Annotated in this window: 23 protein-coding genes; 8 read left to right on the top strand and 15 right to left on the bottom strand. The window is 66.6% G+C overall.

What is annotated here, in order from left to right:
• Nucleotides 1–58: 58 nt before the first annotated feature.
• The 4 genes from ACRYLO_RS18300 to ACRYLO_RS18315 all read right to left on the bottom strand — a co-directional run bounded on the left by ACRYLO_RS18300 (nt 59) and on the right by ACRYLO_RS18315 (nt 3061).
• Complete coding sequence (locus ACRYLO_RS18300; protein ID WP_482661481.1) at nt 59–964, bottom strand: alpha/beta fold hydrolase; 906 nt, start codon at nt 962–964, stop codon at nt 59–61.
• A 2-nt stretch (nt 965–966) separates the two neighbouring features.
• Nucleotides 967–1170, bottom strand: a complete 204-nt coding sequence (locus ACRYLO_RS18305; RefSeq protein ID WP_300492724.1) for a helix-turn-helix transcriptional regulator — start codon at nt 1168–1170, stop codon at nt 967–969.
• On the bottom strand, nt 1167–1583 hold the full coding sequence (locus ACRYLO_RS18310; RefSeq protein WP_482661482.1) for a hypothetical protein: 417 nt from the start codon (nt 1581–1583) through the stop codon (nt 1167–1169). Before ACRYLO_RS18310 ends, ACRYLO_RS18305 begins: the two co-directional genes overlap by 4 nt.
• A 71-nt stretch (nt 1584–1654) precedes the next feature.
• Nucleotides 1655–3061, bottom strand: a complete 1407-nt coding sequence (locus ACRYLO_RS18315) for a glutamate ligase domain-containing protein (protein ID WP_482661483.1) — start codon at nt 3059–3061, stop codon at nt 1655–1657.
• 176 nt (nt 3062–3237) lie between these two features.
• Between ACRYLO_RS18315 and ACRYLO_RS18320 the strand changes: the two genes are divergently transcribed.
• Both ACRYLO_RS18320 and ACRYLO_RS18325 read left to right on the top strand, forming a co-directional pair.
• Nucleotides 3238–4053, top strand: a complete 816-nt coding sequence (locus ACRYLO_RS18320; RefSeq protein ID WP_482661484.1) for an LD-carboxypeptidase — start codon at nt 3238–3240, stop codon at nt 4051–4053.
• Nucleotides 4054–4404: 351 nt separating this feature from the next.
• A complete protein-coding gene (locus ACRYLO_RS18325; RefSeq protein ID WP_482661485.1) occupies nt 4405–4977 on the top strand; it encodes a hypothetical protein in 573 nt (190 codons plus the stop codon).
• An 86-nt stretch (nt 4978–5063) separates the two neighbouring features.
• On the opposite strand, the gene ACRYLO_RS18330 is transcribed toward ACRYLO_RS18325, so the two are convergent.
• A complete protein-coding gene (locus tag ACRYLO_RS18330; protein ID WP_482661486.1) occupies nt 5064–5585 on the bottom strand; it encodes a hypothetical protein in 522 nt (173 codons plus the stop codon).
• Nucleotides 5582–5929 (bottom strand): VOC family protein, encoded by a 348-nt coding sequence (locus ACRYLO_RS18335; protein WP_482661487.1) that lies wholly within the window; start codon nt 5927–5929, stop codon nt 5582–5584. The genes ACRYLO_RS18330 and ACRYLO_RS18335 overlap by 4 nt, the downstream gene beginning before the upstream one ends.
• Nucleotides 5930–6520: 591 nt before the next feature.
• Between ACRYLO_RS18335 and thrS the strand changes: the two genes are divergently transcribed.
• Nucleotides 6521–8518: a threonine--tRNA ligase gene (gene thrS, locus ACRYLO_RS18340; RefSeq protein ID WP_482661488.1), complete on the top strand. Its 1998-nt coding sequence runs from the start codon at nt 6521–6523 to the stop codon at nt 8516–8518.
• Here thrS and ACRYLO_RS18345 read toward each other — a convergent pair whose 3' ends face one another.
• The gene (locus tag ACRYLO_RS18345; RefSeq protein ID WP_482661489.1) at nt 8519–9979 is read right to left on the bottom strand and encodes a GGDEF domain-containing protein; all 1461 of its coding nucleotides are present in this window, start codon (nt 9977–9979) and stop codon (nt 8519–8521) included.
• Between the two features lie 291 nt (nt 9980–10270).
• On the opposite strand from ACRYLO_RS18345, the gene infC reads away from it, so the two are divergent.
• Entirely contained in the window at nt 10271–10804 is a 534-nt protein-coding gene (gene infC / locus ACRYLO_RS18350) for a translation initiation factor IF-3 (RefSeq protein WP_482661490.1), read from the top strand.
• Nucleotides 10801–11661, top strand: coding sequence for a glycoside hydrolase family 16 protein (locus tag ACRYLO_RS18355; RefSeq protein WP_482661491.1), 861 nt, complete (start codon nt 10801–10803; stop codon nt 11659–11661). Before infC ends, ACRYLO_RS18355 begins: the two co-directional genes overlap by 4 nt.
• A 339-nt stretch (nt 11662–12000) precedes the next feature.
• Here the strand turns inward: ACRYLO_RS18355 and ACRYLO_RS18360 are convergent, their stop codons facing one another.
• From ACRYLO_RS18360 to ACRYLO_RS18385, 6 genes are all read right to left on the bottom strand, one after another.
• On the bottom strand, nt 12001–12207 hold the full coding sequence (locus tag ACRYLO_RS18360; protein ID WP_482661492.1) for a hypothetical protein: 207 nt from the start codon (nt 12205–12207) through the stop codon (nt 12001–12003).
• On the bottom strand, nt 12204–12587 hold the full coding sequence (locus ACRYLO_RS18365) for a VOC family protein (protein WP_482661493.1): 384 nt from the start codon (nt 12585–12587) through the stop codon (nt 12204–12206). Before ACRYLO_RS18365 ends, ACRYLO_RS18360 begins: the two co-directional genes overlap by 4 nt.
• 187 nt (nt 12588–12774) lie before the next feature.
• On the bottom strand, nt 12775–15513 hold the full coding sequence (locus tag ACRYLO_RS18370; protein ID WP_482661494.1) for a [protein-PII] uridylyltransferase: 2739 nt from the start codon (nt 15511–15513) through the stop codon (nt 12775–12777).
• A gap of 158 nt (nt 15514–15671) precedes the next feature.
• On the bottom strand, nt 15672–16220 hold the full coding sequence (gene grpE, locus ACRYLO_RS18375) for a nucleotide exchange factor GrpE (protein WP_482661495.1): 549 nt from the start codon (nt 16218–16220) through the stop codon (nt 15672–15674).
• Between the two features lie 24 nt (nt 16221–16244).
• A complete protein-coding gene (hrcA, locus tag ACRYLO_RS18380; RefSeq protein ID WP_482661496.1) occupies nt 16245–17288 on the bottom strand; it encodes a heat-inducible transcriptional repressor HrcA in 1044 nt (347 codons plus the stop codon).
• A 69-nt stretch (nt 17289–17357) separates the two neighbouring features.
• On the bottom strand, nt 17358–17825 hold the full coding sequence (locus ACRYLO_RS18385) for a DUF6438 domain-containing protein (protein WP_482661497.1): 468 nt from the start codon (nt 17823–17825) through the stop codon (nt 17358–17360).
• A gap of 91 nt (nt 17826–17916) precedes the next feature.
• Between ACRYLO_RS18385 and rph the strand changes: the two genes are divergently transcribed.
• Both rph and rdgB read left to right on the top strand, forming a co-directional pair.
• Nucleotides 17917–18633: a ribonuclease PH gene (rph, locus tag ACRYLO_RS18390; protein ID WP_482661498.1), complete on the top strand. Its 717-nt coding sequence runs from the start codon at nt 17917–17919 to the stop codon at nt 18631–18633.
• A 17-nt stretch (nt 18634–18650) separates the two neighbouring features.
• Entirely contained in the window at nt 18651–19313 is a 663-nt protein-coding gene (rdgB, locus tag ACRYLO_RS18395) for an RdgB/HAM1 family non-canonical purine NTP pyrophosphatase (protein WP_482661777.1), read from the top strand.
• On the opposite strand, the gene ACRYLO_RS18400 is transcribed toward rdgB, so the two are convergent.
• Nucleotides 19310–19798 (bottom strand): DUF892 family protein, encoded by a 489-nt coding sequence (locus tag ACRYLO_RS18400; RefSeq protein WP_482661499.1) that lies wholly within the window; start codon nt 19796–19798, stop codon nt 19310–19312. The two genes, rdgB and ACRYLO_RS18400, sit on opposite strands and share 4 nt — an antisense overlap.
• 89 nt (nt 19799–19887) lie before the next feature.
• On the opposite strand from ACRYLO_RS18400, the gene ACRYLO_RS18405 reads away from it, so the two are divergent.
• The gene (locus ACRYLO_RS18405) at nt 19888–20541 is read left to right on the top strand and encodes a hypothetical protein (protein WP_482661500.1); all 654 of its coding nucleotides are present in this window, start codon (nt 19888–19890) and stop codon (nt 20539–20541) included.
• A 120-nt stretch (nt 20542–20661) separates the two neighbouring features.
• Here ACRYLO_RS18405 and ACRYLO_RS18410 read toward each other — a convergent pair whose 3' ends face one another.
• Complete coding sequence (locus tag ACRYLO_RS18410) at nt 20662–21213, bottom strand: CAP domain-containing protein (protein WP_482661501.1); 552 nt, start codon at nt 21211–21213, stop codon at nt 20662–20664.
• Nucleotides 21214–21249: the final 36 nt, after the last annotated feature.

The following is a 21249-nucleotide window of genomic DNA, read 5'->3' on the forward strand; positions in this document are numbered from 1 at the left end:
TCGCATCACCGAAAGAAGGGCCGTCCCGGGATGCCGGGGCGGCCCTGCTTCGTTGGGATTACTCTGCGAGGAACGCCTTGACCTCTGCTGCGAAGCGCTGGGGTTGGTCGAGCATGATGAAGTGATAGCTGTCGGGGACCGCGACCAGCCGGGCCGGGGTGCCGGCGTAAGCGGGTTCCCATACCGCCTTGGCCTGTGCCTCGCCAATACCGGCGGCGTAGAGGATGGTGAAGGGCTTGGCGGTGACCTTGCCCAGTTCCGGGCCGATATCGGTGACGATATCCTCGTACAGCGCCTGGGCGACGGCGCGCTGGTCGGCCTTGAGGCCCCAATTGGCAACCTTGATCCGGCCTTCCGCAGTGTTCGACCAGATGCCGCCGGGGTCGCTGGTGACGGTGGGCATCGCCTTCATCCGCTCGGCCGAGGCGATGGTCATGGCGCGGAGCTGTTCGGCGCGGGGCGCGATGCTGGCGGGGGTTGCGGCGGGGTCGAACAGCCTGCCGAAAAAGGGCAGGGTGTCGACCACCAGCAGCCGGCCGACCCGGTCAGGGTGGCGGGCGGCGAGCATCATGCCGATCAGCCCGCCATAGCTGTGGCCGATCACGGCGGGCTGCTTGGCACCGCGCTTCGTTGCGTCGGCAAGGAGGTCGGCGATGATGCCGTCGGTCATGCCGGGCTTGCCATTCTCTCCCAGTGCATCACCGCCGAAGCCGTTGACCTGAACCAGCAGCACCTGCCGGTCCTTGGCGAGGTCGGGGGCGATGCCGTCCCAGACCTGGCGGGGGCTGGACAGGCCGGGGATGAGGTAGAGCGGTTCGCGGCCCGCTTTGGCTTCGCCGAGGGTGACGATCGAGATGTGCTGCATCCGCTGTTCGGCGGCGACCGGGGCCGCCTGGGCATGGCAGTGCTGGGGTGGAGCAAGGAAGGCTGTGGCCATGGCGGCGAGGGCAATCAGGCGGAACATGGTCAATCCTCCTTCGAGGGATTGGTGAAAATGTCTTCGATCGTCAGGCCGAACAGGTCGGCGATCTTGAAGGCCAGTGGCAGCGAGGGGTCGTAGCGGCCGGTTTCGATCGCATTGACGCTCTGCCGCGACACTTCGAGGCGTTCGGCGAGGTCCTGCTGGCTCCATTCCCGCTCGGCGCGGAGGACGCGGAGGCGGTTCTTCATGCTTCCTCCTCCGACTTGCGGTTGCGCAGAGCCGAAACGCACTGGCTGGCGCCCCAGATGCCGCACCAGATCGGGAAGCCCAGCATCGTCGGGAAATGCGGGACGGCGCCGCCGAACTCCAGAAAGCCCCAGATGCTCATGATCGCCAGCAGGCCAGCCAGACCGACCATCATGTGGCGGACGATCAGCGCCCGGAGATATTCGTCACTCTCTTCGACGACATAGAGGCCGATCACCGCGATGATCCCGACCAGCGGAAGGGCGGGCAGGACCGAGAGCAGGCCGAGCAGTGCGCCGGTTGGCTGGCTGTCGCGGATCACCCAGGTCGTGATGAACAGCGTTGCGACATAGACCGCGATCAGCGGCATGAACCGGGCGATGTAGCGCCGGCCGGCGGTGGTGGTGTTGCGCATTGGAAAGCTCCCTTGTTCAAATGACAAGTGAGCTTTACGCCGAGTCGGCCTTCTATGTCAAGCGTACTTTCCTATTTGACTGCGTTCCTTTCCAAATCGTCCAGCACGCTTTGCGCGAGCAGGCTGAGCGTGTCGTCGCGTGCCCCCATGATCACGATGCGGTCGCCCGGCTCAGCGACGGCGGCGAGGTGGGCGGCGGCGGCGGCGCGGTCGGGGATGTGGTGGGCGTCGCGGCCGGTGGCGACGATGTCGGCGATGATGTCGGCGCTGGTCACTTCGCGCGCGACGGTTCCGCCCTGATAGACGGGGTCGGGGAGGATGAGCTGGTCGTCGGGGGCGAGTTTTTCGGCGAACATGGCGACGAGTTCGCTGCGCATCACCTTGAGCGGGCCATAGCCGTGCGGCTGGAACAGCGCGAGGATGCGGCCGGGAAAGGCGTGCAGCGTGTCGAGCGTCGCGCCGATCTTGTCGGGGTTGTGCCCGAAATCGTCGATGACCGCGACGCCGTTCGCTTCGCCGACCAGCTCGAAGCGGCGGCGTAGGCCGGTGAAGCCTTGTACTGCGTCGCATACCGAATCGGCGTCGAGACCGGCGGCGATGCATGCGCCGATCGCGGCGAGGGCGTTGGCGACATTGTGGGTGCCGGGGACCGAGAGGCGGATGCGGCGGGTGGTGCCGTCCATTTCGAGGTCGAAGCCGATCGCGAAGGGTTCTGGCGACAGGTTGCGGGCGGACAGGTCCGCGTCGCTTTCGACGGCGAAGGTCCGGGTGCGGGCCGAGTCGAGCGCCCTGGCCAGTTCTGCGCTTTCGGCGTCGCCGATATTGACGATGGTGGTGCGCGCTTTGCCGGCGAAATCGCCGAACAAGGCGCGCAGCTCCTCGAGGCTCTTGTGATCGAGGCTGACATTGTTGAGCACCGCGACATGCGGGGTGTAGATCGCGATCGATCCGTCGCTCTCGTCGACTTCGCTGACGTACAGCTCGCCGCCGCCGACCAGGGCGCTGGCAAAGGGTGCCTCGGGCCGGACGAAGTTCTTCATCACCGCGCCGTTCATCACTGTCGGATCGCGGTCGAGGCGGTGCAGGATCCACGCGATCATGCCGGTGACGGTCGACTTGCCGCTGGTCCCGGCGACGCCGATTGAGAGCGGGGCGGCGTTGAACAATTTGGCGTTGAGTTCGGCACGGGTCATGCGGGGGCAGTCGAGGCTGGCCGCCTGAACCATGTCGGGGACGCTGTCCTCAACCGCAGCTGAGGCGATCACGACCTGATCGGGCGAGGTGATGCCGCTGCCGTCCTGAGCGAACAGGTCGATGCCGAGGGCACGCAGCGCGTCGAACTTGGCGGGGAGACGCCCCGAATCGAGGCTGCGGTCCGAGCCGGCGACGCTTGCGCCCTGGCCAGCAAGGATCATCGCGAGCGGCATCATGCCGCTGCCGCCGATCCCGACGAAAAAATGGGGTTTGCCGTTGTGCATTATGGCAGGCTATCGCGGGTAATTGTGAGTGGGGCAAGGCACTGCCTGTCCCCGCTTTCGTCCCGCCGAGCCGGGTTCGGGGTGCGTCGTTCCAACCGAGAATGTGCAGCCTGTGGCACGGTGGACCCCGGAACAAGTCCGGGGTGACGAAGGTGGTTGTTGGGGGTTGCAGGAATATGCGGATCGGCGTCGTCGCACCGGCACGGACAGTCAGCGCGGAATCGGCGGCGCGGATGCAGGCGTTCATGGCGCTGTACTGGCCCGCGCACGAGATCGTGTTCCACCCGCAATGCTTCCTGACCGAAGGGCATTTTGCAGGACCCGACGATGTTCGCGCGGCGGCGTTTGTGGAATTCGCCAATGACGCAGGCTTCGACGCGATCTGGTTCGCGCGCGGCGGATACGGCTCCAACCGCATCCTCGATGTCGCGATGCCGCAGCTGGGGGCGGCGGCGCGCAACAAGACCTATATCGGCTATTCCGACATGGGGTTCATGCTGGGTGCGCTCTATGCGCGGCGGATCGGGCGGCAGGCGCATGGGTCGATGGCGAGCGCCATGGGGGTCAACGACAAGGGCACCGACGCGGGCTGGGTGCTGAGCTGGCTGATCGACGGCAAGCGCGACGGGCTGGAGCCGACGCTGGACGGTCGCCCGGCGGCGGCGTTCAACCTGTCGATCCTGGCGGCGATGATCGGCACGCCGTGGCTGCCCGACCTGACCGACCATGTCCTGCATATCGAGGAGGTCGGCGAGCCGATGTACCGGATCGACCGGATGCTGTTCCAGATGGCGCATGCTACGCAGCTGCAGGGCATTGCCGGGGTGCGGCTGGGCGCGGTGACCGACATGGTCGACAATGACGTGCCGTTCGGCGAGTCGCTGGAACAGGTGATCATCCGCTGGTGTCGCGAGATGGGGGTGCCGTATCTGGGCCGATCGGGCATCGGGCATATCGCGCTCAACCGGGTGGTGCCGTTCGGCGTGATTTGAGGTCGGGGCTGACAGGCGTCCGACGATCCTGACGAAAACATGCGTGTATTGGGCTGACGCGACCGGGATGCGACCGGTTTGCGCCGGGTAGGCGACTGCGACGCGACAGGTGGGCGACGGGGTGACACCAGTGGCGCGACTTAGGCGCGACCGGGACGCGACACCGGGACGACGGGTATGCGACGGCGACGCGACATCGGCGCGAGGGGTGTGCGACGGCGGGGCGTCGCGTGTCGGGCGGGTGGTTTCGGGCTGGATGCGCATCGACCAGTTTATGCGCTTTTTGGGGGTTTGTAGGAAAGCCCGGTTTTCAGGGCTGGTGCGGCACGGGTTCGGTGTTACGCAAAGCGGATGAGCTCTCCTGATCTGCGCCAGCTGCTCCAGCCGCACCTCTTGCCCCATGAACGGATTGTCTGGTCGGGTCAGCCGCAACAGGGCGTGACGCTGAGCGGCATGGATGCGCTGCTGATTCCGTTCAGTCTGCTGTGGGGCGGGTTTGCGATCTTCTGGAACGTGATGGTGTGGTTCAGTCCTTTTTCGGGCGAGGGCGATGGCGGTGCGGATTTGTTCTTCAAGCTGTGGGGCCTGCCGTTTCTGTTGATTGGCCTGTATATGATCGCGGGCCGGTTCTTCCACGATGCCTGGCTGCGCCGACGGCAATTCTATGCGATCACCGACCAGCGCGTGATCGTGCTACGCGGCGCATCGACCACGTCGCTGGATATCCGGCGCCTCCCCCGGCTCGACCTTGCGCAGCACCGCGATGGCCGGGGCACGATCACGTTCGAGTCCGGCAACCAAATGTGGATGGCGGCGAACGGCCTGAACTGGTGGCTTCCATCGAGCGGCAGCCCGACGCGCTTCTTTCGCATTCAGGAGCCGCGCAAGGTGTATGAGTTGATCCACCGCCAAGCGCAGCCGTGACGCGCGGTTCGGCGTTGAAGAAGCAGAAGAAGACCCTCCCCAACCCCTCCCGCGAAGGCGGGAGGGGCTAGAGATTGCCGGTTTGCTCAATCGCAGAGGACGTCCGTCGGTTCGCCGAGCGCTGCGACGAGCGCCTTCACTTTTGCATAGTTGGCGCTGAGCATCGCGCCATCAGGAGGCTCCAGCGCGTTGCTGCCGGAAGCCGCGACTCCGTCGCAGCAGAAGCAGACCGCGACATCGCCGACCTGCTTTCCGCTCGCATCATAATAGCGGAAGAAATGGTGGGGCATGAAGCACGCGCTTTCCGCTTCCGGAGCTGCGGTGATCACAAGGCTGTTCTCGAACGCCTGGCGCTGGGCAGCGTTGAGTTGGACCCCCTTTGCCTTGCTGAGGATCGGCTTGCCGGCATCGGTATAGTCGACCTCGACGAACAGGCGCAGCTGGGTGGCCTGAGGGAAGGGGTTGGTGACACGGCGATCCTTGAACGGTTGAGCGATCGACGCCGTGGCATTTGACGGACCGGGCTGCGCGATTGTGTCGACCTTTCGCTCGCAGGCCGCGACCGCGAGCGCGGCGGCGAGGAGCGCGAGGATGCGCGCGGCGCTCATCCCTCCCGCCCCACGCGGACGAGGGTGCCGTCGGGGTCGCTGACGGCAAATTCGTACATGCCCCAAGGCTTCAGATGCGGCGCGCCGGGTTCGATGATGCGGTCGCGCACGCGGGCGGCAACGGCGTCGACGTCTTCGGCGTAGAGGTACAGGCCGAAGGGGTTGTCGGGGGCCTGGGGCGTGCCCGGTTCGTGGCGCAGGTGCAGGTGCCAGCCCTTGCCGTCGCTGAGGATTCGATAGTGCCCCCAGTCGCTGTCGAGGGTGAGGCCGAGGCGCTGGTAGAAGTCCGTGCTGGCCTGCAGGTCGCGGCAGGGTAGGATGGCGGTGATGTGGTGATCGGGCATCGCGCGAGGTTAGCGTTTGAGGATGGGGAGAAGAAGGTTTGATTCACGCTAAGGCGCGAAGACGCGAAGAGTGTTTTCACGCGGAGGCGCGGAGACGCGGAGGTGTCGTCCTGCTTTGCGGCCTCAGCCGCCTTTTTCTGCGTTGCGTTGGTTGGGGACGGTTGGAATGGAGGGCCGCTGGCGCGGCTGGCGATCCTTCTCAGCGCCTCCGCGCCTCCGCGTGGACACGTCTTCTTCTTCGCGTCTTCGCGCCTTGGCGTGAGTCATTTCTTCTTGATCGAGAGACTTGCCGCACTGCCCCGCCCCAACCCCTCCCCTGAGCCGCAGGCGAGCGTAGCTCAACGGGAGGAGCTATTGTTGTGCCTCTGGCGTTGCGCGCCTTCTTGGCCTATTTGAACGCCATGGCCCGCATCGTCGCCAGCACTACCACCTTCACTCCCGCCGCGGCGGGAGGGTTTGGCGTGCGCGGTTAGAACCGCTCCGCCGCCCTCTTGCCCGGGATCGGGTGAGATGGCGCTGCTCCCCTTCGATCCTGCCTCTTTTCCTACAGCGCTGCCCCGTGCATAGGCACGTCAAACATGCAGGACTGATATGGCGCAGCTTCTTTCGATCACGCTTCCCGATGGCTCCGTGCGACAGGTCGCGCCGGGGACGACGCCTGGCGACATTGCCGCCGCGATCGGGCCGGGCCTGGCCAAGGCGGCGATTGCCGCGCGGGTCGATGGCGAATTGCGCGACATCAACCGGCCGCTGGAGGGCGATGCCAACCTCGCGCTGGTGACGGCGCGCGACGAGGCGGATGCGCTGGAGCTGGCGCGGCATGACTTTGCGCATATCCTGGCCGAGGCGGTGCAGGCGCTGTTTCCCGGGACGCAGATCACCTTTGGTCCGGCGACCGATGACGGGTTCTATTACGACGTGATGGCTCCGGCATCGCGCGCGCCCTTCTCGATGGAGGATCTGCCCGCGATCGAGGAGAAGATGCGCGAGATCATCCGTGCCGACAAGCCGCTGCGCCGTGAGGTGTGGAGCCGGCAGGCGCTGATCGATCGGTGGAGCGCGCAGGGCGAGAGCTTCAAGGCGGAATGGGCCAAGGAGCTGCCCGAGGGCGAGGAGCTGACGGTGTATTGGTCGGGCGATGACTGGCTCGACATGTGCCGCGGGCCGCATTTGGCGAGCACGGGCAAGCTCGATCCGCAGGCGTTCAAGCTGATGCGCGTCGCGGGTGCCTATTGGCGTGGCGATCAGAAGAATGCGCAGCTGACGCGCATCTATGGCACCGGCTGGCTGAACAAGAAGCAGCTCGACGCGCATCTGCACAAGCTCGAGGAAGCGGCCAAGCGCGACCATCGCAAGCTGGGCGCGGAGATGGACCTGTTCCACCTTCAGGCCGAGGCGCATGGCAGCGTGTTCTGGCACCCCAAGGGCTATATGGTGTGGCGCCAGCTCGAGGCGTATATGCGCCGCGCGATCGACGCAGCGGGCTATCGCGAGGTCAAGACGCCGCAGGTGATGGACGCGCGCCAGTGGGAGCAGTCGGGCCATTGGGGCAAGTATCGCGAGAATATGTTCGTGATCCCCGACGAGGTGCCGAACGTCGATGACGAAGGCCCGGTGATCAGCGGCGAGGCCGACTGGATGGCGCTCAAGCCGATGAACTGCCCGGCGCATGTGCTGATTTTCCGGCAGGGGCTGAAGAGCTATCGCGAGCTGCCGCTGCGGCTGTACGAGAATGGCTGTTGCCACCGCAACGAGCCGCATGGCGCGCTGCACGGGTTGATGCGGGTGCGCCAGTTCACGCAGGACGACGCGCATATTTTCTGCCGTGAGGACCAGATCGTTGCCGAGGTGCAGGCGTTCTGCGAGCTGGCGGATCGGGTGTATCGCGACTTTGGCTTTACCTATTCGATCAAGCTGGCGCTGCGGCCGGAGAAGCGGTTCGGGTCCGACGCCGATTGGGACAAGGCGGAGAATGAGCTGCGCGACGCGGTGGTGCGCGCGGGGCTGGCGACGCCGGAATATGGCTGGGAAGAGCTGCCCGGCGAAGGGGCGTTCTATGCGCCCAAGCTGGAATGGCACCTGACCGACGCGATCGGGCGGACGTGGCAGGTGGGCACGATCCAGTCGGACCGCGTGCTGCCCGAGCGGCTCGACGCGTCGTACGTCGGCGAGGATGGCGAGCGGCACCGGCCGGTGATGCTGCACCGCGCGATCTTTGGGTCCTATGAGCGGTTTATCGGCATCCTGATCGAGCATTTCGCCGGGCGGCTGCCGGTGTGGCTGGCGCCGGTGCAGGCGGTGGTGGCGACGATCGTGTCGGATGCGGATGACTATGCGAAGGACGCGGTCGCGAAGCTGAAGGCGGCGGGCATCCGGGTCGAGAGCGACCTGCGCAACGAGAAGATCAACTACAAGGTGCGCGAGCATTCGCTGGCCAAGGTTCCCCACCTGCTGGTGGTCGGCAAGCGTGAGGCGGACGAGGGGACGGTCGCCGTCCGCACCTTGGGCAGCGAGGGGCAGAAGGTGATGTCGCTTGACGACGCCATCGCGATGCTGCGCGCGGAAGCGCTGGCGCCTGACTTGAAGTAATTACCCAGCCGCGGCGAGCGGCCAGGCGGCGGTTTCGACGCGGTTGCGGCCGCGGGCCTTGGCGCGGGCGAGGGCGTCGTCGACGCGGGCGAGCAGCGCGCGGGTGGTGCGGTCGCCGGGCGCGGCGGCGGCAACCGCGACGCCGATGCTGACGGTGACGATGCCGTGGGTCGAGGCCGGGTGCGCGATGGCTTCGTCGGCAATGGCGTGCCGCAGCCGCTCGGCGAGCTTCATTGCGCCGTGCAATGACGCGGTGCGGGCGAGGACGACGAACTCGGCCCCGCCATAGCGCGCGATCAGGTCGTCCGGGCCGAGTTCGGCCTGGAGCAGCCAGCTGCACCGCTGAAGGCACTGGTCGCCCGCTGTGCTGCCGGCGACTTCGTTGAACGCCTTGAACGCGTCGAGATCGATCATCAGCAGCGCAAAGGGCTGGTGCTGCGCGCGCATGGCCGACCATGCCTGCGTCAGCTCTGCATCAAAGGCGCGGCGGTTGGCGATGCCGGTGAGGTGATCGCGCTCGGCAAGGCGGCTCATCGTATCGTGCGCGGTTTCGAGCGCGTCGAGCGTAGTGACATAGCGCACCTCGATCATCAGCGAGCGCACTGCGTGCAGGCCGATGACGCACGCACCGAGGATCAGGCCGGCGAGCGGGGTGCGGGTGGCGATGACCAGCGCCATCGCGAGCATCGCTGCGGTCAACAGGCTGGGCGCGACGCGGCGGATCGATTCGGCGATGACGTTGCGCTGGCGGGCGGCGAAGCCGTGGTCGTGCTCCCCGGTATCGCGCGCCGGACGCAGCGTGGCCAGAACGAAGAGGATGAACGGCAGATCGGCCGGCCACCAATAGGGTGAGCTATCCGGAATGGCGCTGCCATTGGCGAGGTAATAGCCGTTGAGCGCGATGCTGATCGCGACGCTGCCGACCCACAGCAAGACGACGTGGCCGATGAAGCGGCGGTCGGCCACGGTCGGCTGCACCGCCCAGGCGATCAGGGCGAAGAGCGCCAGGGCAATCTTCAGCCAGACGTTATAGCCGTAGGCGGTCATGAAGCCGAGCGCGTAGCTTTCGGCGCGCGCGCTCACCATGCCGGGGAACAGCAGGGCGGAGGCGATCAGCACGAACAACGCGGCACGGGCCAGGTCGATATGCCGGAACGGTGCGGCGTTGCTCGCCGGATTATGGGCAAGCAGCAGGAACAGCGGTGCCATGCGCGCCATGTCGAGCAGCGTGTCGAACGCGGCCTGACTCGACGCGAGCGGCGTATCGCGAGGGATCAGCGGATAGACGATGTACGAGGCCAGCCACAGCAGCAGCGTCAGTGCCAGCGCAACCCAGCGGAACGTCCGCGCCGGTTCCCGCCGCGCGGCATCGATGCAGCGAGCGATCGCGATAACCAGAAATGCGCCGGTGCCGACCACGAATACGAGCGGCCATTGCGGCAGGATCAGTGACAGCAGCATGTGAAGAGCGGCCGCAGCGGCCAGCGCGGCGTGCCAGCCGCGTGTCTGGATTCCTGTCACTGCTCGGTCACTCGCCCCCCCGTTTCGGAAGCGTTCCTAACAAGTCCTGCGGACGCATGGATATCGTTATTTGCGGCGGTTTCGCGGTTTCGTGCGTCGCACTGGCACGCATGGCGGGGCGGTGTCGCGCGGAGATTGCCCGCACTTTGCTGCATCACCTTCCCTCGGCCGGCTTTTGCGCCTATATGTCCGCTCTATTTAGCAACAGGAGAAGCATCCATCCGTCCTCCCATGTCCCGGCGCGGTTTCGCGCCCCCGGTGCCGACCGGCCCGCGGTTCAATGAATTCATTGTCTCCCCCAAGGTTCGCGTGATCGACCATGAGGGTGAGAATCTGGGCGTGATGCTCACGCGCGAAGCGATGGAGCAGGCGCAGGCGCTGGGCCTCGACCTGGTCGAAGTGTCCCCGAACGCCGATCCGCCCGTCGCCAAATATCTCGACGTCGGCAAGTTCAAATACGAGGCGCAGAAAAAGGCGAACCTCGCGCGCAAGTCGCAGAAGACGCAGGAGATCAAGGAGATCAAGATGCGTCCGAACATCGACGATCATGATTATGAGACGAAGATGAAGGCGGTGCACAAGTTCATCGGCGAGGGCGACAAGGTCAAGATCACGCTGCGCTTTCGCGGTCGTGAGCTGAGCCATGGGCAGCTGGGCATGAACCTGCTCAAGCGCGTGCAGGAAGACGCCGCCGAAGTGGCGAAGGTCGAAAGCTATCCGCGCATGGAAGGCCGCCAGATGCTGATGGTGCTGTCGCCCAAATGAGGGTGACGGCGCTTGCGGTGCTGGCGCTGGCCGCGCCGGTTCCTGCGGCTGCGCAGGTGGTGCACAGCCCGCCGATCACCGCCGGGACGGACGAGCCGCTCGTCCGTCCGGCGGATGCCAAGCTGGTGTGGTCGGATGAGTTCGACACCGACGGCCTGCCGGACCCTAAGCGCTGGGCGTACGATACCGCCCGCAACAAGCTGGGCTGGCATAACGAAGAAAAGCAATATTACGCCAAGGCCCGGCCGCAGAATGTGCGGGTCGAGGGCGGGCGGCTGATCATCACGGCGACGCAGGAGCGGCTGTCCGACCAGCCCGATCATGGCGGGCAGGATTATGCCTCGACCAAGCTGTTCACCAAGGGCATCGCGGACTGGCGCTACGGCTTTTTCGAGATCCGCGCGAAGCTGCCGTGCGGGCGCGGCATCTGGCCGGCGATCTGGATGCTGGCGTCGGACGACAGCAAGGGCTGGCCCGCGATGGGCGAGATCGACATCATGGAGCATGTCGGCTGGGACAATGGCCGAGTCCATGGCACGGTGCATACCGGCGCGTACAATCATGTTTCCAACACGCAAAAGGGGTCGAATGTCGTCATCCCCGATGTGTGCGAGGCGTTCCACACCTATCAGCTCGACTGGAATGCGGACCGTATCCTGATCGGGATCGACGGCCGCGCGCATATGCGGTTCGAGAATGACAAAAAGGGTGATCCGCAGACCTGGCCGTTCGGCACGCCGGAATATCTGATCCTGAACGTCGCGGTCGGCGGCTGGGGCGGGCAGAAGGGGATCGACCCCAAGGCGTTCCCGGCGGCGATGGAAGTCGATTATGTGCGGGTGTGGCAGCGGGATTGAGGGGGAGTGACAGTCGCAACGGCAGTTCGGTTGGTTTTGAAGGCGGCGTTTTGCCTGATCCTTTCATGGATGCTCGTGCTTCTGACTCTCGGATACGTCGTTCACTATTTGCAGATTTCGTTCCCGGTCGGCTTGTTCGCGATCCCGGTAGCAATCGGGATGTTCGCGCTGTTCTCAAGAATTGAGCGACGTTCAGCTGAGTAGCTACAGTTCGTCGCCCCGGGCTTGACCCGGGGCTGGGCTTTTCTTGCATTGTTGAAGAAGAAGCCTTGGCCCGGCTCAAGGCCGGGCTGACGATGGGGTGTGGTCCAACTCCTCTCCGTTCCGGGGAGGATTTGTTTAGTCTCCGCCGCCGCCGCCGTCTCCGCCGCCATCTCCGCCCGAATCGCTATCGGTGCGGTCGCGGTCGCCGGTGCCGCTGACGTAGGTAGAGCCGCCGTCGCCGCCCTCCTTCTTGTGCTTGGCTTCCTTTGCCGCGTTGAGCGAGACGAACACCGCCATCAGCGAAATCGCCACCGCGCCGAGCGCGATCCAGACGGCGGTCATGCGGGCGGCTCCCATAGCTCGATGGCGTTGCCTTCGGGATCGTGGATGCGGGCGAATTTGCCGACTTCGGGCGAGTCCCATTCGGGATTGGTGACGATGTCGATCCCCGCAGCATTGAGCTGTTCGAGCATGCCTTCCAGATCGCGGACGCGCAGGTTGATCATGAATTGCTTGTCGGCGGCGAAATAGTCGGTTGCCTGTTTGAACGGGGCGAACACCATCGGACCGCCCTGGGTGTGCCAGGTCCATTCATTGACATCGCCCCCGCTATCCTCGGCGACGCAGCCTGCGCCGATCCCGAGATGCTCGCGATACCATGTGTTGAGCGCGTCCGGGTCCATCGCCCGGAAGAACAGCCCGCCCATGCCGAGTACGCCCATTGTCGTCGCTCCCCCGTGGTTGTGGGGGAGTGTAGGGCGGTATTGCGGCAAATCCAGCCTTCTCGTCGCCCCGGGCTTGACCCGGGGCCGGGCTGCGTTGGGCTGGCGTTGCCGAAGAAGCCTTGGCCCGGCTCAAGGCCGGGCAGACGACTTGGTCCTAAAACCCCCCCCCCGTTCCGGGGAGGATTTACGCCGCGCTCGCGAACTCGCCCTGGCCCGCGGTTGCGTCGAGCAGGCGGCGTTCGAGCGACTTGAGGCGCAGCACGGCGGTGATCTTGTCGCCGGTCAGGTCGGTCACATAGAAGGTGTCGACCGCGCGCTCGCCATAGGTGGCGACATGCGCGCTGTGGATCGTCACCTTGGACTGGAACAGCGCATAGGCGAGGTGGTGGAGCAGCGCCGGGCGGTCGCGCGCCTGCACCTCGATCACGGTGAAGCGGTTCGATGCCTTGTTGTCGATCAGCACGTTCGGCTCGATCGTAAAGGCATCGGCACGCAGGCGGGGCAATGGCTTGGCGGCGAGGCGTTCGGTGAGCTTGGCGCGGTTGGCGAGCGCTTCGGCAATCCCGGTTTCGATCCGCGCCAACTGGCCGGGATCGTCGAACGGGCGGCCGAGCGGGTCCTGAACCAGGAAATTGTCAAGCGCCATGCCGTCGCGCGTGGTGTGGATGCGCGCGTCGATGATGTTGCCGCCGGCCGCATGGATCGCGCCGGCGATGCGGTAGAACAGCCCGGCATGGTCGGCGGCATAGACGGTGACGAGCGTGGCACCGCGATCGGGATAGACGGTCGCCTCGACCGATAGCTGGGCGTTGCCGGCGCGCGCGATGAAGCGGGCGTTGCGTTCGATCACATCCTCGGGCTCTGCCACCCAATAGGGGTCGGCGAGGCGGCGGACGAACTCGCCGACATCGCCAACCGCCTGGGCAAGCGCGGCCTGTTTCGCGGCGATGCGCTCACCGCGCCCCTTTTGCTTGTGGCCGAGGCGCAGCACCTCTTCGGCGCTGTCGAACAGGTTGGTGAGCAGCTGGCGCTTCCACCCGTTCCACACGCCGGGGCCGACCGCGCGGATATCGACGACGGTGAGGATCAGCAGCATCATCAGCCGCTGCGGCGATTGCACCACGGCGGTGAAGTCGAGGATCGTCTTGAAATCGCTGAGGTCGCGTTTGAACGCGGTGGCGGACATCAGCAGGTGATAGCGGACCAGCCACGATACCGTCTCGGTCTCCGCCGCGGTCAGGCCGAAGCGCGGGCAGAGCTTGAGCGCGATCTCTGCGCCGATCACGCTATGGTCGCCGCCACGGCCCTTGGCGATGTCGTGCAACAGGACGGAGACATAGAGCGCGCGGCGCGAGGCGACCTGATCGAGGATGCCGCTGGCGAGCGGGTGATCCTCCTTGAGGTCGCCCTTTTCGATGCGGTTGAGCAGGCCGACGGCGCGGATCGTGTGTTCGTCCACCGTGAAGTGATGGTACATGTCGAACTGCATCTGCGCGACGACACGGCCGAAGTCCGGCACGAACTGGCCGAACACCCCGGCCTCGTTCATCCAGCGCAGCACGGTTTCGGGATCGCGCGGGGACGTCAGCACGTCCATGAACAGCGCGTTGGCGCGCGGGTCGTCGCGCCAGTCGGCGATCAGCTTGGCATCGCGATTGGCGGCGCGCATCGCGAGCGGATGGACTTCGAGCTTGTGCAGGTCGGCGAGCTGGAACAGCTCGACCAGCCGCACCGGGTCTTCGCGGAAGAAAGCGTCGTTCGGAAGCGCCAGGCGGCCGCGATCGAGGACGAAGCCCTTGAGCTTGCGGGGGGACCGGCGGATGCGGGGGAGGCCGAAGCGGCTGCCGCGCGCGGCGAACTTCTCGTCCAGATGCGCGAGGAAGACGCCGGTGAGGTCGCCGACCATCTTCGCCTGCAGGAAGTAGAAGTGCATGAAGCGCTCGACCTTCGACTTGCCCGGGCGGTCGGCGTAGCGCATCCGCTCGGCAATCTCGCGCTGATAGTCGAAGGTCAGCCGGTCCTCGCCGCGCCCGGCGAGGTTGTGGAGGTGGCAGCGCACTGCCCAGAGGAAATTCTCGGCGCGGCGGAACTGGCGGTATTCGAGCTTGGTGAGCAGCCCGACCTCGACCAGATCGGCGGGTTCGCGCACGCCATGGGCGTATTTGCCGATCCAGAACAGGGTGTGGAGGTCGCGCAGGCCGCCCTTGCCCTCCTTGACATTGGGTTCGACGACATAGCGGCTGTCGCCCATCTTGCGGTGGCGCTCGTCCCGCTCGGCGAGCTTTTGCGCGATGAAGTCGCGCGCGCTGCCATTCTGGATCTCCGCCTTGAAGCGCGCTGCAGCCTCGTCATAGAGCGCGGTGTCGCCCCAGATATAGCGCGCCTCGAGCAGCGCGGTGCGCACGGTGATGTCGCCGCGCGCCTCGCGCACCATCTCGTCGAGCGAGCGCGAGCTGTGGCCGACCTTTAGCCCCATGTCCCACAGCGAATAGAGCATCGATTCGATGACCTGCTCGCTCCACCCGGTCTGCTTCCACGGGGTGATGAATCCGATATCGACATCGCTGTGCGGCGCCATCTCGCCCCGCCCGTATCCGCCGACCGCGATCAGGGTCATGCGTTCGGACGCGGTCGGGTTGCTGTTGGGGTAGAGCCGCGCGAGGGTGAAGTCCCACAAGGTGCGCAGCAGCTGATCCATCAGGAATGCGCCGCTGGCCGCGCTTTCATGGCCCTTGGCGGGGTGATCGATCAGGCGGCGGGCGATTTCGGCGCGGCCATCCTCCAGCGCTTGCTTGAGTCGCAGCGCCGCGGCCTGACGCAGCCGCATCGTATCGGGCGCATCGAGCGCGGCAAGATCGTCCGCCAGCGCCCGCCGGTCGACGATCGCGCGGCGGTGATGGATGGAGTCAAAGCGGCCGGACATGAGGGGGAGATAGGGGAGGTCGCGCGGTCGCGCCACCTTGTTCGTCATCCCGGCCTTGGGCCGGGATCCACCGGGCGGCGAGCGCGATGCTCGAGCCTCTATCGCCGGACTCGCGGCGCAGTGGACCCCGGCACAAGGCCGGGGTGACTAACTGAGGTTCAATCCGGCTTCTTGGCCACACCGACCAGCGCCGGGCGGAGCAGGCGGTCGCGGATCATGTAGCCGGACTGGATTTCCTGCACGATCGTGCCGGGTTCGGCGTCCGCGCTGGGCATTTCCATCATCGCCTGGTGGCGATTGGGGTCGAGCGCTTCGCCGAGCGCGCTGATCTTGGAGATGCCGTGGCGGGCGAAGACGCTGTCGAGTTCGCGCCCGGTCGCTTCGAGGCCCACGATCAGCCCCTTCATCTTGTCGTCTTCGCGCAGTTCCTCAGGGATTGCGGCGAGCGCGCGGCCGAGATTGTCGGCGACCGACAGGATGTCGCGGGCAAAGCCGGTGGCGGCATAGTTGCGCGCGTCCTCCGCTTCCTTCTGCGCGCGGCGCAGCAGGTTCTGGGCCTCGGCACGGGCGTAGAGGGTCGCGGACTTGGCTTCGGCGAGTTCCGCCTCAAGCGCGGCGACGCGGTCCTGTTCGGCCACTTCGGGGGCGGCCTCTGCGGTTTCCTGACGGAGGTCGTCGGTCGCTTCGGTCTTGTTGTCTTCGGTCATGGTTCCTGCGTGTTTTCTTATGGTTCAGGCCAGCAATCTGGCCAGGGTCGATGCCGTGAAATCCACCATGGGCACGACGCGCGCATAGTTCAACCGGGTCGGGCCGATAACCCCCACCACGCCGACCACGCGGCCGTCCATCGCACGCACCGGCTTGGCGATGACGGAGGAGCCCGAGAGGGCGAACAGCTTGTTCTCCGACCCGATAAAGATACGTGCGGCGTCAGCCTCTCGCGCGCTGTCGAGCAGGCGGGCGATTTCCTCCTTGCCCTCCAGCTCGTCGAGCAGGCGGGTGACGCGGTCGAGATCCTCGGCCAGCGCGGATTCGAGCAGGCGGCCCTGACCGCGCACGATCAGCACCGGGCGATCATCGCCATCCTGCGACCAGACGGCGAGTCCGCGCTCGACCAGGGTGCGGGCGGCATCGTCGAGCGCGGCGCGTTCGCTGGCGATCTGAGTCGCGATGCGGGCGCGGGCCTGCGACAAGGTGAGGCCGCCGAGCGTGGCGGTGAGGAAATTGGCGGCCTGTTCCAGCGTCGCCGGGGGCAGGCCGGGGGGCAGTTCGACCACGCGGTTTTCGACCGACCCGTCCTCTCCCACCAGTACCGCGAGCGCGCGGTCGTTGCCCAGCGGCACGAAGCCGAACTGGCGCAGCACGCGCTCCGCCTTCGGCACCAGCACCATGCCGGCGCAGGCCGAGAGGCCGGAGAGTGCGGCGGTGGTGGAGGCGAGCGCCTCCTCGACCGGGCCGCGTGTGGCGGCGCGCGATTCGATCGCGGCGCGCTCCTCGGCGGAGGGCTCGTTCGCCTGCATCATGCCATCGACGAACAGACGCAGGCCAAGATCAGTCGGCATCCGCCCCGCACTGGTATGCGGCGCGGCGAGCAGGCCGAGTTCCTCGAGATCCTGCATGACGTTGCGGATCGAGGCGGGGGAGAGGTTGAGTCCGGGCGCGCGCGAAATGGTGCGCGAGCCGACCGGCTGACCCGCGTCGAGATATGATTCGACGACGACGCGGAAGATGTCGCGGGCGCGGTCGGTCAGCTCGGTGATGGGCGGGGTGGTCATCCGGTCTATCTATGCACGATGTCCGCAATTTGCACGATAGTGGCTAAGGCCGCGCGCCCAGCAACAGGCTCAGGGGCAGCAGGTCGGGGGCGTTGCCCAGCGCGTCGGCGAGGGCGCGGGTGGTTTCGCTTTCGCAGCCGAAATAGAAATAGAGCCGGTCGGCACCGGGGCCGGTGCCCCAGCGGACCTCGACGCTGGGCATGTCGGTTGCGGCGCGGGGGCAGTCGGGGCTGCCCGGCTCGATCCGCCGCTCGCCGCGCGGGCGATACGGGGCGCGGCGGCATAGGCGTCATATTGCGCGGGGGTCAGCGGGAAATTGGCCTTGCCGATGACGCTGGTGTGGCGGATTCCGGTGAACAGGCCGGAATTGTTGCCATAGACCTCGACCTTGTACTCGGGGCATGCGCCGAAACAGGGGCCGGTCTGGTAGATGATCGTCTTCGAAACCGCAGCGGGTGTCGCTGGCGTGACTGGTCCCGTCCGCGTGCAACCGGCGAGCGCCAGTCCCGTCACCGCAACCATCGCCAGCCGCTTCATGTCCACGTCTCCAACGGATCGTGCGGCGAGACTGGCGCGTTCCGCCGGTCGCGTCTAGGTGCTTGGCCAAGAGCTACAGGAGATTAGAGTTATGCGCCCCAGCGGCCGCGCCCCCGATCAGATGCGTGCAATCAGCATCGAGCCGAACTTCACCATCCATGCCGAAGGATCGGTGCTGGTGAGTTTCGGCAATACCAAGGTGCTGGTGACGGCGAGCGTCGAGGAGCGGGTGCCGCCGTTCCTGCGCGGCAAGGGCGAGGGCTGGGTGACGGCCGAATACGGCATGCTGCCCCGCGCGACGCATACGCGCGGCAGCCGTGAGGCGGCGAAGGGCAAGCAATCGGGGCGGACGCAGGAGATCCAGCGGCTGATCGGGCGATCCTTGCGCGCGGTGACCGACCTCAAGGCGCTGGGCGAGCGGCAGATCACGCTGGATTGCGACGTGATCCAGGCCGATGGCGGAACGCGCACGGCGGCGATCAGCGGCGCATGGGTCGCGCTGCGCCTCGCAGTCGACAAGCTGATCGCCGAGGGCAAGCTGACCACCGACCCGATCATGCAGCAGGTCGCGGCGGTGTCGTGCGGCATCTATCAGGGCAATCCGGTGCTCGACCTCGATTACGACGAGGACAGCGCGGCGGATGCGGATGCCAATTTCGTGCTGCTGGCGGACGGCAAGATCGCCGAGGCGCAGGCGACCGCCGAGGGCGCGACCTATGATGAAGAAGGTCTGCTCCGCCTGCTGCGTCTCGCCCGGATCGGCTGCGGGGAGATTTTCGCGGCACAGTTGAAGGCGGCGGGACGGTGAGCGGGCCAGAGGAAGACATGGGCGGCGACGCCCCGCAGGCGATCCGCAAGCTGGTCCCCGGCAAGCTGGTCATCGCCAGCCATAATGAGGGCAAGGTGCGCGAGATTCGCGAGCTGCTCGCCCCCTTTGGCATCGAGCCGATCAGCGCGGCGTCGCTCGACCTGCCCGAACCGGAAGAGACGGGCACGACCTTTGTCGCCAATGCCGAGCTGAAGGCGATGCAGGCGGCGGACCTGTCGGGCCTGCCGGCGCTCGCCGATGACAGCGGGCTGTGCGTCGAGGCGCTGGGCGGCGATCCGGGGATTTTCTCGGCGCGCTGGGGGCTGCCCGATCCGGGCATTCCCGCGCTGGCGCCCGAGGCGGGTGAGGGGCGCGATTTCGACCGCGCGATGCGGCGGGTGAACACGCTGCTCGAGGCGCTGCCCGAAGGCACGTCGCGCGCGGCGCATTTCGTGTGCGCGCTGGCGCTCGCCTGGCCCGACGGGCATGTCGAATGGTTCGAGGGGCGGGTCGATGGCACGCTGATCTGGCCGCCGCGCGGGGACCGGGGCTTTGGCTATGATCCGATGTTCGTGCCCGAAGGGCATGACCGCAGCTTTGGCGAGATGAACCCGGCGGCGAAGCATGCGATGAGCCACCGCGCGGATGCGTTCGCGCAGCTGGTTGCGGCGGTGTTCTAGAGCGTAAGGTCGCGCAGGATCGCGTCGAGCAGGAGCACCAGCGCGGCGTCGGTGCGCGCCTCCTCGTCGCGCGAGACGGTGAGCGTGCGGACGAGATCGTCCTGGTGCATCCGCCGGGCGAGGCCGATTGCGGTTTCGTAGCTGACCCGCTCGGCCTGTTTGCCCTTGCGGAAGGCGCCGACCAGTGCCGTATCGCGCAGCGGGCCGGCGGTGATGGTGTCGGCGTCGCGCGCCGCATCGTCGAGGATCGCGCGCAGCCAGATATTGGGCGGACCCTGGACGTCGCCGTCGAGCGCCGCGATCGCCGACGTCAAGCGCTCCGCCTGAGCCTGTGCGACGCGCGCCTCTTCGGCAAGATAGGTGCCGATGCGATAGGACGCATTGCGCTGCAGCTCGGCCGACCGCTCGATCCACGCCAGTTCGGCATCGTGCAAATCCTGAAGCGCGACGATCAGCAGGGCGCGGGGGGTGTCGGTGTCAGCCATGGGCGCACAACGCATCATGATCTTCTGCGGTCCCTGACGAATTCGGTCTTGTGCTGGCGGTTGCGGGCATGCCGCGATAGGCAGGGGACATGGCGACTTTCGTCCACCTGACCAGCCATCGCAACCTGCCCGGCATCCGGCGCGGAGGAATCGCGTTCGTGAAGCGCGACGGATGGCGGCCCGACCGCATCTATGCGCTGCCGGTAACGCGCGAGTTCAACATCGCGCATCAATGGCTGCGCGAGTTGCGGCGGATGGGGGGCGGGACGATCGCGGGGGTCTATTTCCGCATCCCCGATGACGAGATGGTCGAGGTGTCGCACTATAGCGGCACCCCGGTGACGATGCGCGCGGCCGAGGCGGTGGCGCTGATGCTGGCCGCGGAGCAGCGCGATCCAGCGGCGGCACGGGTCGCTGACAAGGCGTCAAAGGCGGTTCAGCGCCGGCGCGCGCTGCCGTCCTCACCCGAGGGATTTCAGGTGACGATTTCCCGACCAATCGCGCGGAGCGAGATTTTGCGCTTCAAGATGCTGCCGCAGGTTACGGGCTGGCGCTATATGCCCGGCGCGAACGGGATGGCGCCGTGCGGGTGCGTGTGCTGCATGAAAGGCAGCTTTGGCGTCCGCAAGCTGGAGCGGCGGCTCGAGGCGGATGAGGCGGCGGGGCGGAAGCCCAAATATTATCTGTTCGGGCGGGATGAGGCTTCGTTTGCGCGGGTGGAGCGGTTGCGGCGCGACCAATGAACTTTTTCACCCCGGACTTGTTCCGGGGTCCACCGCGCCACTAGACCCGACGCTCAAGCTTGGAGCGGTGCGCTTGCCGTACGGTGGACCCCGGCACGGTGGCCGGGGTGACGATTTGAGTCACGGCAACGCTACCTGCCCCATCACATTGCCCGCCGGGGAGTAGCGGCAGACCAGGACGTCCTCGCGCGCGTTGCTGGCGAGGCCGCAGCCGACTCGGGTGGTGCGCGACCAGATGATCTGGGCGTAGTGGCCGGCATCGACGAAGCGGCCGGTGGCGCTGATGTGCGGGATCGGGCGGTTGAGATAGTCGCGGCGTTCGGCGACCCAATGGCCGGCCATTTCCTCATAGCGATAGGCGCTGCGTGTGCCTTTCCACAGATTTTCCCCCTGTGCGGTTGGGCCGCGCGGTTGTTTGGCGTGTTCGAACTTGCCGCTGCGGGCGAGGTCGCGGGCATAGGCGGCGGCGTCGCGGGCGAGCGCGTCGTCCCAGCTCAGCGGCGGCACCTTCACGGCGGCGCGGGCGGCGTTGTGGGCGTCGAGCATCGCGGTGCGCAGGCGTTCGGCGCCGCGCGGGGCGGGGGTCAGCGTTTCGCGGCGCTCGACGAATTCCTTGGGCGCTTCGCTCTGCGGCGAGCAGGCGGCGAGGATCAGGAGGGGGAGCGGCAGCATCTTTCGGAAAACCTCGATCCGGCGCATAGCGCGCGC

Source organism: Sphingomonas sp. SDUR79 (assembly GCF_056821745.1).